Annotated in this window: 12 protein-coding genes; 11 read left to right on the top strand and 1 reads right to left on the bottom strand. The window is 59.6% G+C overall.

Going from position 1 to position 14,042, the window contains the following annotated elements:
• From P9M14_06330 to P9M14_06285, 10 genes are all read left to right on the top strand, one after another.
• Entirely contained in the window at positions 1-861 is an 861-nt protein-coding gene (locus P9M14_06330; GenBank protein ID MDP8255348.1) for a hypothetical protein, read from the top strand.
• Positions 858-1,850: a hypothetical protein gene (locus tag P9M14_06325; GenBank protein ID MDP8255347.1), complete on the top strand. Its 993-nt coding sequence runs from the start codon at positions 858-860 to the stop codon at positions 1,848-1,850. The genes P9M14_06330 and P9M14_06325 overlap by 4 nt, the downstream gene beginning before the upstream one ends.
• 52 nt (positions 1,851-1,902) lie before the next feature.
• Entirely contained in the window at positions 1,903-3,363 is a 1,461-nt protein-coding gene (locus P9M14_06320; protein MDP8255346.1) for a hypothetical protein, read from the top strand.
• Positions 3,360-4,394 carry a hypothetical protein gene (locus tag P9M14_06315; protein ID MDP8255345.1) on the top strand — a complete coding sequence of 345 codons (1,035 nt, stop codon included), beginning with the start codon at positions 3,360-3,362 and terminating at the stop codon, positions 4,392-4,394. Before P9M14_06320 ends, P9M14_06315 begins: the two co-directional genes overlap by 4 nt.
• Entirely contained in the window at positions 4,381-5,166 is a 786-nt protein-coding gene (locus P9M14_06310; GenBank protein MDP8255344.1) for a MotA/TolQ/ExbB proton channel family protein, read from the top strand. The genes P9M14_06315 and P9M14_06310 overlap by 14 nt, the downstream gene beginning before the upstream one ends.
• A gap of 9 nt (positions 5,167-5,175) precedes the next feature.
• Positions 5,176-5,787: a biopolymer transporter ExbD gene (locus P9M14_06305; GenBank protein ID MDP8255343.1), complete on the top strand. Its 612-nt coding sequence runs from the start codon at positions 5,176-5,178 to the stop codon at positions 5,785-5,787.
• A gap of 31 nt (positions 5,788-5,818) precedes the next feature.
• Complete coding sequence (locus P9M14_06300) at positions 5,819-7,510, top strand: PKD domain-containing protein (GenBank protein MDP8255342.1); 1,692 nt, start codon at positions 5,819-5,821, stop codon at positions 7,508-7,510.
• A gap of 120 nt (positions 7,511-7,630) precedes the next feature.
• The gene (locus tag P9M14_06295; GenBank protein MDP8255341.1) at positions 7,631-8,353 is read left to right on the top strand and encodes a carotenoid biosynthesis protein; all 723 of its coding nucleotides are present in this window, start codon (positions 7,631-7,633) and stop codon (positions 8,351-8,353) included.
• 18 nt (positions 8,354-8,371) lie between these two features.
• Entirely contained in the window at positions 8,372-8,620 is a 249-nt protein-coding gene (locus tag P9M14_06290; protein ID MDP8255340.1) for a hypothetical protein, read from the top strand.
• A 215-nt stretch (positions 8,621-8,835) separates the two neighbouring features.
• On the top strand, positions 8,836-10,218 hold the full coding sequence (locus tag P9M14_06285) for a DUF2079 domain-containing protein (GenBank protein MDP8255339.1): 1,383 nt from the start codon (positions 8,836-8,838) through the stop codon (positions 10,216-10,218).
• Between the two features lie 94 nt (positions 10,219-10,312).
• On the opposite strand, the gene P9M14_06280 is transcribed toward P9M14_06285, so the two are convergent.
• Entirely contained in the window at positions 10,313-11,830 is a 1,518-nt protein-coding gene (locus tag P9M14_06280) for an ADP-ribosylglycohydrolase family protein (protein ID MDP8255338.1), read from the bottom strand.
• 504 nt (positions 11,831-12,334) lie between these two features.
• Between P9M14_06280 and P9M14_06275 the strand changes: the two genes are divergently transcribed.
• Positions 12,335-13,921, top strand: a complete 1,587-nt coding sequence (locus P9M14_06275; GenBank protein ID MDP8255337.1) for a diguanylate cyclase — start codon at positions 12,335-12,337, stop codon at positions 13,919-13,921.
• The last annotated feature ends 121 nt before the right edge of the window (positions 13,922-14,042 follow it).

Here is a 14,042-nt window from a genome sequence, read left to right as displayed (position 1 = left end):
ATGACTGGCCACAACAACAACTCGACATTGGCAAAGCAACGGCTGATCTCGATCGTCCTGACGTTGACCTTGATCGCAACGCTGGCTCTGGCAGTGGGTTGCGCCAACAAGAACCTCGACCAAGAGGACGTGCTGGCCACTAAGAAGCTGAGCAGTCCGCCGAGCTACAAGCTGCTGGCGCGCTCGCTGGGCTATTACGAGCGTAAACTCAACGTCGATTTCTATCGCAACGACAACGGTGTCTACACGCCGTTTTCCATCGCCTCGTGGGACAACTTCACCATCAGCGACCGGTTGGGGGCCTGCTTATTCGACGTGCAGGTGATCGGGCTGCGCAATTTTCGTAACCTCGACGGCCGGCGTCAGGTGCTGCTCGATCTCGAGATCACCGAGGGTCCGTGCAACCTGCAATATCCTGATACCGACTTGGCGGCAAGCGACCTGGTCAGCTCGATGGAGGGCACGGTGATTTCGCCGCGGCTGATCGACAAGCTGGACTCCCACGGCATGTGCTCCGACCGGCACTTCCTCGAAGAAGTCTTGCAGATGCCCTACAAGCTGCAGATAGCCGGCGACGACGTCGAGGGCTCAATCGTTCGCGTGGCCCAGCGCGTTGAAAATCCGCTGGACCTGCGCTTCGGCGACGTGATTTTCTTCTCGCCCTATCCCGAGGAGACCACCTCGGGGATCTATGTGGGCTACGGGCTGCTGGTCTACAACAGCTGTTTCGGCGGCCGCTCGCACAAGCTGCAAGAGGGCGAGGAATACCGCATCTACCGGATGGTGATTGGCTTTGACTGGACCCGCTACCGCATGCACCAAGAGAAGTTCCTCGACCAGTTCGTAGGAATACCTGAATGACCGACGATACTCCGCAGACCCAGAACGACACGGCAGCGCCCGAGCGGCTCGACCGCGCGCGCCTCGATCTGGATGATCGCGAAGTCGCCGAGCTGTTCTTCGGCCTGGACATCACCGCCGAGGCGTTCATTTTCGAGCGCCAGGACGAGGGGCGCGGGTCCCTGGCTGCGGTTCAGATGCGACGCCCCGAGAGCCAGAGCGACCTGGCGTTCATCAGCACGGCGATCAGCGCCATGCTGCGTGAGTGGACCTCGCGGCCGCGCAACCTGGCCTACGTGGGTCTGGCCGCGCTGCTGTTGCTGCTGATCTGGAACTTCGAGCCGTTCTCCGAGAATGCCCGCGAGCGGTTGATCGCGATGATTCCGCCCGAGATCGACCTGCCCAAGCCGCCGCCACCGCCGCCGCCCGAGCCCACGCCGCCGCCGCCCGAGCCCGAGCCGACCCCCGAGTCTACGCCGGAGCCGATTCCCGACGAACAGCTCGACCGGCTGCAGGATCAGCAGGATCGCCAGCTCGAGGATCTGCGTCAGCAGATGGAGATCGAGCGACGAGAGGACGAACAGCGCGCCGGGGTCAAGGTCGACGCGGCGCGGCGCGACGACGTGGTCGCCGACCTGCCCAGCGCTTTTGGCAACACCGATCGCAACGACGACGACGCGCGGCCGCTGAGCCTGTCCAACATCGGCACGCGCCGTACCGGACCCGGAGACGGAGCCGGCGGCGGGCCGTTGAAGGTCGGCACCCCGGGCCGCGGACGTTCGGGAACCGGCGACGGCGAGGAGCTGGCGCCGGTGAGTACGCGCAAGAAGACGCCGCCGCGCGCCAACGAGACGGTCAGCGGACGCTGGGTGCGGGTAAGTAACCTCGGTCCACTGGCGCACCTCAACGCGCGTTGCTACGGCAAATTCGCCGGTTCGATCGTCTTAGCCGGCAGCTATAAACTCAGATGTTCCGACAACCAGATTATCGAGGCATGGAAGAAGGAATGAGTCACATACCGAAAATTAAAACGGACACAACGGCCCTTGATGGGAGTCGGCGATGAGGACGCGGGCGCTGTTGGCGCTGGCGGCGTTGTCGCTCGCACTGCCGCTCTCGGCCCTGGCGATTGACGCGGAACAGTGCCGCACATTGTTCATGGCCGAGGACTACCAGGGGCTGGTTGCGCTGTGCGAGGCTGAATCCGAGCGGATTCTACAGACCGAGTATCCCGACCGCATCCTCTATTACTGCGGACAGGCGCGCTCCAAGCTGTATGACGAAAACGGATCGGTCGCAGACCTCACCGGCGTGATCGAGGATCTCGAACGCTCGCTGCACCTGTACTACATGCCCTCGACGTCGTTTGCCCTGGGGCAGGCGCGGGTCGAGGCGCTTGAGGAGGTCAGCAGCCGCGAGGAGAAGCGGGCCTTGATCTGGCGCGGCACGGACGAGATGTGGGATGCGGTGATCAATCGCCACGCCGAGGAGGGCTTCTCGCCGCAGGTGATGTCCGACACCCTGCTGAGCTGGGCCCTGCAGTATCAGCAGTCGCTGACCGAGCTGATGATCAAGGAGCAGGAGGACCTGGCCCTGGTCTATTGGCTCACGGCGCGTCTGCGGATGCTCTCCGACCGCTTCGTCGATATCGACCCGTCGCTGGGCGAGAACGAGGTGCGTCAGGCCAACCTCGAGACGATCTCGGGCTGGATGGGCGACCTGTACGTGGCGACCTACTTCGACCGCAACCCGGTGGTCGGGATGTACAAGTACCTCGGCGATCGGCGCGAGGGCGAGTACATGCAGGACGATGAGACCCAGGAGATGTTCCACAAGTCCCTCTACTACTATAAGGAGGGACTGAGCCGCGCGCGCACGCCCAAGGCCAAGTCCGTGCTCAACGAGCGCATCGCCTATTTGTGCTCGCTGTACCAAAGCGAGGACAAGGACAAGAAACTCGAGTTCTACAAGCTGGGGTTCCACAACGCGGCCGACGGTTTGGTGATCATGGATCGCATTGCCGCCAAGAAGCCCGAGCGCGAGGACCGCACCTACCGCTTCGAGCCGGACAACGCCGACCTGACCGCCCAGTTGCAAAAGCATTACGGCCGCAACCTCTCGGGCCTGATCTACTTCCTCTGGGAGCGCGAGGACTACCAAGCGGTGGTCGCCCTGCGCGAAAACGCGTTCGACATCGGCTTTGATTGGGAGAGCAAGCCCGACGATCTGCTGCGCATCGCGGACGCGGCCTCCAAGCTCGCCAGCCAGTCGGTGGGCGATCCGCTGATGTTCGACAAGTACCGCGAGATGTGCCTGACCTCAGCCTCGCGGGCCTTCAAGTTCACGCTAAACAAGTTCAACGGCCGACCGCCGTCGAGCTACGACGAGCCGTTCTGCACGGCTCAGGCGGCCTACGTCGGGTTCCTGTTGCGCTTTGGCGAAACGGTCGAGGCGGTGAGCATCGAGCGCAGCTACGGCACGGTCTGTTCCGAGGCCCCGGCCGCGGCGGAGGTGAGCCAATGAGCGCCCGGTCCAAATTGAAAAAAATGTGTTGCCTGCTGCTGGTCCTGGGACTGCTGCTGCCCGCGCTGGCCCTGGGTCAGGACGAGGCCGCGGCGGTCGAGGCGCCGCAGCCGGCCGAGCCCGACCTGATGTTTCTCAAGCTGCAGTGGGTGCTCTCGGACATGGTGCGCTGCATCGAGCAGCTGCGCGTGGCCCGCGACAACCGCTCCAAGCGGCTGCTGGTCGAACAGATCGAGGAGCTGCTCTATGAGGAAGTCGAGTTCCCGCTGTTCTACATGCAGGCCGACAGCGCCGATCCGCTGGACGCCTCGAACATCGGCAACATTTCCGACGTGGTCGACGGCGGAGTAGCCAGTCCGCTGGCCCCGCTCTACGGCGAGTCCTTTGCCCTGATGGGCATTGCCAAGGGCTTCGAGGGCTATCAGGCCGCGGCCAACGACTACATTCAGCGCGCCGAGGCGATCTACCCCGACGTGCTCTCGCTCAAGGTGCAGGACGACAGCTCGCGGGTGCCCCACGAGCTGGGGCAGTGGCTTTCGGACTCCAAGGGGAGTTGGGGCGCGACCTCCTCGATCCGCCTGACGTTCTACGGCAAGGCGCTGAGCCAGGACGTGATCGACGCGATAACCCTCGACACCGTACGCGTCAGCTCCGAGCAGCCCGGCCGCAAGGATCTGGACTACAAGCTGCTGGTGGCCGAGCACGACCTGTTGCGCGGACTGCGGCGCTACGTGATCACCGACGACATGCTGACTCACCGTCGCAGCAACCGCTTCTACCTCTATCTGCCGCCGGGGACCTACCGCCTGACCAGCGGAGTCTCGATGGATTACGGCACAACGATCCAGGTCCACACCAACCCCAACAACAACCACTTTATGGTCGAGACGCTCGAAAGCGGCATCGCGGTTTACCCGGTGCCCAATATGCGCGAGCTCGGCCAGCGGCGTCCGGCGATCGCCAACCAGCCTCTCTGGACGGTCGACGATCAACAACAGCCGGACGGCGGAGGGACGAATGAGGCGCAGTGAACAGTTAAAGGTAAAGATCAAACAGCTCAACGTTTGGGTGATCGCCGTGTCGGTGGCGGTGCTGATTATCGTCAGCCTGTTCAAACAGCAGATTCTCGACTCGACGTTCCTCGCCGAGTACATCGTGCCCGGCGTGCACAAGCTGGGCCTGCTGACGATCTTCGCGCTGTACGTGATGGTGATCATCATGATCGTCGACTGGGCCTACCTGAGCCTGTTTAAGCTCACCCGGCCGCGCTACTACGATCCGGAGCAACGCGACGAGCTGATCAAGGTGCTGCGCGATCCCTCGGTAATGGGCGACATCGACGCGTTCCGCAAGCGGACCGCCGACCTGGTGACGCACTACGGCAACTACCTCTCCGAGATCATCAGCGCGGTGCTGCCCAGCGCGATCAAGCAGCCGTTCATGCTCGAGCAGTACTTCCGCGTCAAGGTCGAGAACATCAACGGCCGCCACGCCGACGGCATCAACATGATCACCCTGCTCAGCGGCCTGGGCCCGATCGTCGGATTTTTCGGCACACTGCTGGGTCTGATCCAGGCGTTCCACGTCTCCTCGGTGGCGATGCTCAGCGAGGGGCAGATGACCCCCGATACTTTCGCCCAACTTCAGACCTCACTGATGATCGCGATCATCACCAGCGCCTTCGGCATCGTTATTCGCATCATGGGCTCGATCATGCGCCATCATTTGTTGTCCAAGATGAACAACATCAGCGACGAGATCCACGGCATTCCCATGGCGGTGATGTACGAGAGCGGGGCCTAGGAGGACGGCATGGGCAGATTGATCGAGGAAGAGGATCTTAATCTACAGGACTTGATCTTCATCCTGCTGTTCTTTTTCATCATCTCGCAGACCCTGATCGTGTTTAAGGTCCAGAAGGACCTGATCGTACCGCCCAAGGTCGACAAAGACCCCGAGCTGGTGATCAACGAGCAGGAGCCCGAGCTGATCACGCTGATCATCGACGACAAGTCCACTGTGGCGATACTTGCCGGACACGAAAGGCGCGAGGTGCTACGCGGCTTTGACTCCAAAGAGCTCGAGGTCCCTTACCAGGAGTATTGCGACCCTGCCAAAAACAAAGACCTCTTTCTGCCGACCGAGGAGGCTCAGGCCTATAAGAAGGTGATCGAAGAGATCAACCAGATGAAGCAGGACCATCGGTTTACATTGCCGCATGTGGGGCTGATCGCCGACCACCGCGCGCGCTATGGAACGATCTTCCAGGTCAACATCGCGGTGCAGGAGCTGATCAAGGACGAGCTGATCGACCCCTCGGTCAAGTGGAAGGTCTACGTGGACAAGACCGGCGGGGACGAGAATATCTACGACCAGCTGCCCGAACACGAGCTGACCCAGCCCGCCGCGCCCGAGGAGCAATAGCGCAAGGGCGCGGGGACGCAAGGAGCAGAGGATGCGAAGAATCAAGCTGTTGATCGGGCTGTCGCTTCTCGCACTGCTGCTCGCCTCCGCCTGGGTTCCCGCGAGCGACGAGAAAGCGGCTCTGCTCGTGGAAGACGCGTTGATCGTCGAGTCCGAGGGCTTCGAGTTCGACCCGCTGGCCGATGACGACGACGAGGACGATGACGACGACGCGATGATCGTCGAGGCCGACCCGGACGACCTGGAGGACATCGACCAGGATCCCAACGACCAGGCGCCTGACGACGACAGCGATGACGCCGCGCCGCTAAGCTTTGAATCGCTGGGCGGCGGCTGTTTGGGCGAGGGCATGTCCTGCTCGGGCTGCGGGGACGATGACGACGACGATGTCAACGACCGCGAGCGCTGCCAGCCGGCCAAGGTGCGGATGTACATCAGCAATGTCCACGGCCCGGCCGAGCACACCGTCGAGTTTCGCGACCTGACCCGACTTAAAAACGGCTGCGGTCCGCAGGGGCGGCTCTGGATCTGGGGCGACGGCAAGCAGGAATACGGCGACGAGATCATCGAGCACATTTACAGCGACGTGGGCCTGTACGAGGTCTCGCTGACGATCTTCAACAGGGCCGGCGCGTTCACCGTCACCGGCCCGGTTGTCGTGCAATGCCCCGTGCCCCAGGCCGACTTCGAGCCCGAGTCCCAGACTGCCGAGCCCGGCGAGCTGTTGCAGTTCTTCGATCGCTCCGTGCCGTATCCCGAGTGCCCGATCGAGACCTGGGAGTGGGACTTCGGCGACGGCGAAGAGCTGTCCTTTGATTCCGACCCCACGCACGCATTCGCCAAGTCGGGGATCTACACCGTGTCGTTGACCGTCACCAACGAGGGCGGATCGGACACCATGGTGCGCAACAGCCTGATCCACGTGATGTGCGGTCCGGCCGCGCCGGACTTCTCGGCCTCGCAGGTCGCGGGAGTCTCGCCGCTGACCGTCTACTTCACCGACATGACGACCTACGATCCGCGCTGCCCGATCGTCAGCTGGTACTGGGATTTCGGCGACGGCGGCAACAGCACGCTGCAAAACCCGGTGCACGTTTTTCACGGCGGCCGCGAATACGACGTGACCCTGACCGTGGTCACTGAGGACGGTTTGGAATATCGCGTGACCAAGTCGGCCTTGATCCAAACCGCCTGTGCGCCGCCCGCGCCGGACTTCATCACCGACGTCAACTCCGGCCCGGCTCCGCTGACCGTGAGTTTCTACGACCGCACGCAGACCGACGAGGGTTGCCCGGTAACCGATCGGCTGTGGATGTTCGGCGACGGGGCCAGCGTGCGCGACGTGGTCGATCCGGTCCACACCTACCAGACCGTAGGACCAAAGGCCGTGGTGCTCGCCGCGTCCAACGCCGGCGGCACGGCCTCGGTGAGCAAACCCGGATTCATCGTGGTCAATTGTCCCAAGCCCGAGGCCAATTTCGAGGCCTACGACACCCATGGCCCGGCGCCGCTCGAGGTCCAGTTCTACGACGACAGCTGGACGATGATCGGCTGCGAAATCTACGAGTACGAGTGGGACTTCGGCGACGGCGAGACCAGCTACGAGATGAACCCGAGTTACATCTACGAGGATCCGGGCCTCTACAGCGTCTCGCTCAAAATCACCAGCCTCGGAGGGTTCGACGTGGAGGTCAAATACGGCCTGGTGATCGTCGTCGACTAGCCCAAATAGACAACGGAGCTTGGTACGACGATCTTCGGCATTGATACGGCGGCATTCTTCAAGGCGGCTTTCGAGGTCTGCCTGATCGGTCTGTTCGTCGTCTGCCTAATCCATTCCTGGCTGACCCACGGAGCCGCGCGCACTCTGCGCGAGTTCTCGGCCGGATTCTTTATGACCGCCTGCTGCGAATCGACCGGCGTACTCTCCGGCGCCTACGTCTACCCCGGTTTCCACTGGTACGTGCTGGCCACGCCCGTGGCCAATCCCGCGTCGTGGATCGCCACGGTCTACATCATCATCGAGGTTACCAACCGCATCGTCTACGGCCGCCGCAGCTTCGAGACCTACGAGCGCGACGGCGGACAACTCGATACCGAGCGCTTTCGCCTGTTCCGCGGCTCGTTCTTCAAGACCCTGGTGTGCTTGGCGCTGATCGACGCGCTGCTGGCGTTGGTGGTCGACGTGGTGATGGACCCGCTGGCCACGGTCTACAACTGGTGGGTCTGGGTGCCATACCTGCCGGACGTGACCTCCATTGGACCGGGAGTGGTCGACGCGTACAACTTCGACAACCTGCGTTTCCTGACAACGCCGGAAAACCCGGTCCACGATTTCTTCGCCGGGTTTTTTCCCCACGGCCTGCGCTATCCCACGCGCGTGCTGGGCATTCCCCTGATCAACTTCATCGCCTGGTTCGTGTTCGTCTTCACGTTCACAATCGAGTTCCGTTACGTTGAATTTAAAAATCACTGGAGCCAGTGGCGCAAAACCGCGGTGCTCTGGGCGCTGGTGTTGCTCGATATCCCGATATTGGCACTGTTGCTGATAGTGCCCAATATCTAGTTTGAACTAGGAGGTGGTTTGGCGGATCAATCAGGGCAGGGCGCAATCAACTCCATTGGGCGTTTTTTAAAGTACCATCTGCACGTGGCGCTCTATACCTATTTTTGGTTCGGGCTGTTCGTCTGCGGGCTGCTCGCGCCCGATGATCGGATTCGCGCCCTGGACACCAATCTGATCTCACACGGCTGGCACCTCTCGCTGCTAAGCATGCTGCTGGTGCTGCCCGTGCCGATCATCTATCTTTTGCGCATGCGCCGCCCGGCTTAGAGCCGGGGGCATGGCCTCGGGGTTGCAATCCGCGGTTGTTGCGAGTCGATTGCGCGCCGCAGCAGAACCATAATGAGTGAACCGGCTGGATTCGTGTTTCAGGAACCATGAAAAGTAAGACTCGTTGTACGGTTGTCATACTTGTGTTGGCGTGCATCGGCTACACCTGCATCTTTTCCGCAGAGATGAGCAGGCGGTACGATCATTACACGCCAATGAACGACCTGGCGATTTTCGAGCAGACTCTGTACATGAGCCTGCAAGGGCAGCAACAGGCCAATGATATTGAGGGAAGACATTTCTTCGTCCACTTGTCGCCGTTCCTTTACATCCTTCTCCTCCCTTACTGGCTGGCGCCCGGCGCCAAGACTTTACTGATTGCCACCGTGGTCATGGTGACAGTGGCGGCCGGGATTTTTTACTGGTTTGCTCTGATCAGGCTCAAGGACCCTTGGCTTGCTCTGCTGCTGTCCATCTCCTTTCTGGTATATCCGGCCACCCAAGGGTTGGCTTTGTCGAACTTTCATGACCTGGTATTTTGCCTGCCGTTTCTTTTATTGCTCTTTGTCTTCCAAAGCAGGCAGAAGATGCTGCTGTTACTGGCAGCCTTAATCGCGGCCTTGTCAGTGCGCGAGGACGTTGCCCTGACCACTTTCATGCTGAGCCTCTACTGGCTTTTACAGAAGGAGAGTCGTCGGGCAGGGTTGATCGTGGCGGCGACATCAATTGTCTGGTTTGTCGTGGCAGTTTACGTTGTCATGCCTTTTCTCCAAAACCAGCATTCCTGGGTATCGCCTGAGGGGGGCGTCTATGCTTGGCGATATAGAGAGTTTGGGGGAAGCATTGGGGAAATTCTGAAGACCATGGCGATCAGGCCGGTTTTCACTTTGACAAGGATATTTGAAACAACCGATAAGATGGCCTATCTTCCTCAGCTGTTTTTCCCCCTTCTTATCCTGCTGCCGCTCGGCCGACAACTGCCACGCCTGCTGTTGATTCTGTTGATGGCCCTTCCCACCGTCGTGATGAACAGCCTCTCTGTGTATTTTGCCCAACAGTCGTTGGTCAGCCACTACCAAGTTGCTGTTATAGCGGCCGTTGCACTGTTACTCGTTGAAGGGTTGAGGAGGTTTGAGGGGAATAAACACCAGGCGGCATTGGCACTGTTGGGACTGATGATCGTCGGAAACCTAGTTGCCGGCTTGGTCTATCCGGCAATTTATGATCCTTACTTGGCGATTAGTAAAAATTACTCATTGCATTACCCGCCGTTCTCTGAGGATGATCTCGAAATTCTTCAGAATATCGAGGGGTTTATCCTCGAAGAGGATTCGATAGTGGCAGCTTACTCGATTGCCAGCCATTATGGCGGCAGAAAGCGCATCAAACACCGGGACTTCAGGACCGTCACGGCGATTAATGGATATGATTTCATTCTCCTTGATACGGCGTCCTACCTGCGCATCAGGGAGCGTTGGGAGGGCGAGTTCTCGCAATTCGTGGATGACCAGTATCGGCCGATCCATGAGTTTGAGGGTAAGAGAATGAGTAGTCAGAGGGTTAAGATCTTTTTCCGAAAGGACTTGGTCCGTCGATAAAAACTTGGTTTTCGCCGTCTCAAGCGGCCTTCATGGGCGGCAGTCCATTGCATCGCCTGTCGTCATTTCCCGCTATGGCTGTAATAATCAGTGGTTAGGGCGCGACGCTGATCTCAAGGGCCTGCCATGAGGTGTTGCCCACGCCATCGGTGACATAGGCAATGGCCTGATAGGTTCCCGCCGCAGCGTATGCGTGCTCAACCTGCTCGCCCTGCGCACGGGTCAGGTCGCCGAAGTACCACTGGAAGTTCAGCACGCCGTCGTCGTCCTCGGCCTGTGCCTTGAGCGTCACGCGCAGCCCGTTCTGGGAAGCAATCGCGGCGCTGAGTGCGGGCGGCGCGTTGGATTCGACCGGCCACTGCTCGAGGATCGGCGGGACGGTCTGCTCGGCAGGCGGGATCAGCCAGACCTCGGATTGGCCATCGCCTTGGACAGTGCATCCCGAGGCGAGCATCACCTCGCGCGCCAGCTCGAGGTTGGCCTCGATCGCCTGGTCAAGTGTGTAGTCGGTGAACATGAAGACCTCGGTGCTGCGCAGGCCGGACTTGTATTGATCTGGGATCGCGCCGTAGCCCAGCCAGTTGCCAATGATCGCGCCCACGGATGAGGGGTTGCAGTCGCTGTCCTGGCCGCAGCGCATGCTGATCAGCATCGAGCGTTCCAGATCGCCCTCGCCGTAGAGCAGACCGAGCAGCACGTAGGCGCCGTTGAGCTTGGCGTCGATGTTGTGCGCGTCCATGATCGGGTTTTGGAAATCGGGGCAGCGGTCGTCGTGACCCCATTTATCCTGCAGCAGTTGCCACGACTGCTCCCAGGTTTGGCCTTGTTCGTGCCAATCCAACATATCTTCGACTACGGCGCGATACTTCGAGCCTGGGGGCAGGGCCTGGCGTCCAGCCTCGATGATCTGCGCCAGATCTTGGGCAAAGAACGACTCGGCGTGCATCGCGGCCATAAAAACTCCGCCCAGCACCCCGTCGCCGTAGTTCATCACGTGGCCCGCGCGCCAGGCGATCTCGATCGCCTGGTTGTTCAGACCCGGACAAAGCGTGCCGACGAAGTCGGACTCGATCTGCCAGTCGATGTCGTCGCAGTGCTCGTTGTTCGCGTAGTGGCCCGAGTCCGGGGCCGGGATGCCGTTGCGCAGATTCTTGCGCGCCGCCAGGTTGGCGTGGGCCAGGGGGAAGTTCGTGTCGCGGAAAGCCTCGCCGAACAGCAACCAGTTCGCGGTGACTCCGTGCTCGCGCATTACGTCGATGAACGGGATCTCGACGTACACGTCGTCTTGAATGAATCCGTAGTTGATCATCCCCGGATTCCACTGCGGCACCTCGTTCTCGGGGATGATCACGCCGGGGTAGAGGAACTCGGTTGACGCGCCCCAGGTTACGCCGGCCATCTGGCCGACCCACGAGCCGAGGATTTTATCCTGGAGCGTGCCATGGGAGATCGCCCGTTGCTGCTGCTCGTCGTCGTCGTCCGTATCGTCATCATCGTCGTCCACCGGCTGCTCGTCGTCGTCATCGTCCTCATCGGCCGGCTCATCACAGGCTGGAATAATCAGGACCAGAGCCGCGAGGAGCAACAGGATCACGATCAATTGCTTGTCCATCTGATTACGCTCCAGCATTGTCCGATGTTCCATTATCCGACCAAGAATGAATATAAATTATTGAACTCAACATTGCGAGGCAATCCCGCTGCAGATTGAGTTTAAAATAGTTCAATGCGCCGTCAACACATAATAATTATCAAAAACAAGTATATAAACTAATATACATGATAGTATGCTTGAGGTAGTGTTGTAATTGGAAATGATACTTAAGCAAAAAGCAAGATTATTTTTTACGGCAGGAGTTGGGTTAGATATTCCGATAGGGCACTTATCAATATAACTAAACCAATTTTCAATGATCCATTGCTCGAATCAATGATCAGGATCTTACTCCCGGTTAAAAGATTTTCTTATTCTCGATCATGTTTCCGGGGGTAATGAACAATGCGCGGTATACTGATTTTTCAACGGATAATCATCTTGATTTAATGGCTGCACACGGCTATCGTACATAAGTTAATTTCATATTTGATCATGCCGACCGATCAACAGGAGCGCTAGATGGCCAAGGCTGACGTGCAATCCGGGAAGCCGGAGGGCAGCATGCTGGACCTAAAGAACCAGGTCGCATTTCTATCCTCCTTGGTTGATGCGGCCAAACAGCTGGGCAATATCATCGAGCCCGACGAGATGTTTCAGGCCCTGGCCTTGATCGTCAAGAAGGCCCTGAACTGTGATGCTCCCGCGCTTTTCGTGCTCGACGCCGACACGTTCAAGCTGCGGTTGGCCTACTGCGAAAGCCTGAATAATCAGGAGGTAACCCTTCCTGTCGGCCGCCAACACATCCCGCGCGCGCTGCACGATGGCGAACACCTGCTGACCGAGGGCGGCGATGAGCAGACCAAGCAGTTCAGCGAGCTGATCCAGATGGCGATGCAGGGACGCTGCGCGTTTGATCTGTGGGTGCCGATTCTCTACGAGAAGCAGTTAATCGCCCTGCTGGCCATTGATAAAAACATCGACGATGCAGACCTCAATTTCGTCAACCTGCTGGCCAAGCTCGCCGCAGTCAACATCCACAACAGCCTGATGCTTCAACGCAACCGCCGGGAGAAACGCGAACAGTCGAAGATCATCCACAACCTGTCCCTGCTTTACAACATCGGCCGTGCGCTGAACCACATCGACGACCTGAAGAAGCTGCTGCGCTACATCCTGCGCCAGGCGCTGGCCGTATCCCACGCGGAAAAGGGCTCGATCATGCTCTACGACTCGGACAGCGATCTGCTGCAGATCCGAGTGATCGAGGGGTTGGCCGACAAAGACCTGCTGGAGAAGATCAACAACGGCGAGGTCGAGACCAAAGCTTTCAAGCCCGGCGAGGGTGTCGCCGGCAGTGTTTTTAAAACCGGTAAATCGTTGATGATCAATAAAACCAATATGGATCAGCGTTTCGTCGGTGCCAATAATTCCTTTGCCAATTCAATCGCCTGTATCCCAATGGTCGTCTACAAGGACGTGATCGGCGTTATTAACGTCACCAATAAGCTCGACGACTCGGACTTCGAAGACGACGATTTAAACCTGTTGAAAATGGTCGCCGACCAGGCAGCGGTGGCTATCAACAAGGCCCAACTATGGGAGATGGCGGTCACCGACTCGCTGACCGGGCTGTACATCAGGCGCTACTTCATGGTCCGCTTTGCCGACGAAATCAAGCGCGCCAAGCGCTACAACAAGATTTTCTCGGTGGTAATGGCCGACATCGATTACTTCAAGAACGTCAACGACACCTACGGCCATCCGGCTGGCGATAAAGTCCTGCGTAGCGTGGCCAAGGTGCTCAGCGACCAGATCCGCGAGGTCGATATCGTTGCGCGCTACGGCGGCGAGGAGTTCGTGCTGCTGCTGCCCGAGACCCCCAAAGAGGGCGCGTTGGTCAGCGCCGAGCGGCTGCGCGAGAGCGTCAGCCAAGTCGAGTTCGACGGCATGTCCAGCGTGACGATCAGTTTGGGTGTCTCGACATTCCCCGATGATGCCGGTGAGATCGACGAACTGATCAAACGGGCCGACACGGCCCTCTATCAGGCCAAGCGCGATGGCCGCAACCGTTGTGTACCTTACAGCGAGGGTCTGGAAAAGGACTGATCCGCCGCGTCGCTCTCTGAGCTTTTTTGCTTTATTTGGCAGTAGAACTTGGGGGGGGGGGGGGGGGGAAAAAGCCGAAGGGGGGGCGCGGGGGGAAAGTCCCTTTCGCCGCCCCGCCCGG

Source organism: Candidatus Alcyoniella australis (assembly GCA_030765605.1).
Taxonomy (GTDB): Bacteria; Lernaellota; Lernaellaia; order JAVCCG01; family Alcyoniellaceae; genus Alcyoniella; species Alcyoniella australis.
Note: the sequence above shows the minus strand (reverse complement) of the source record. Positions and strands in the feature narration are given on the sequence as shown.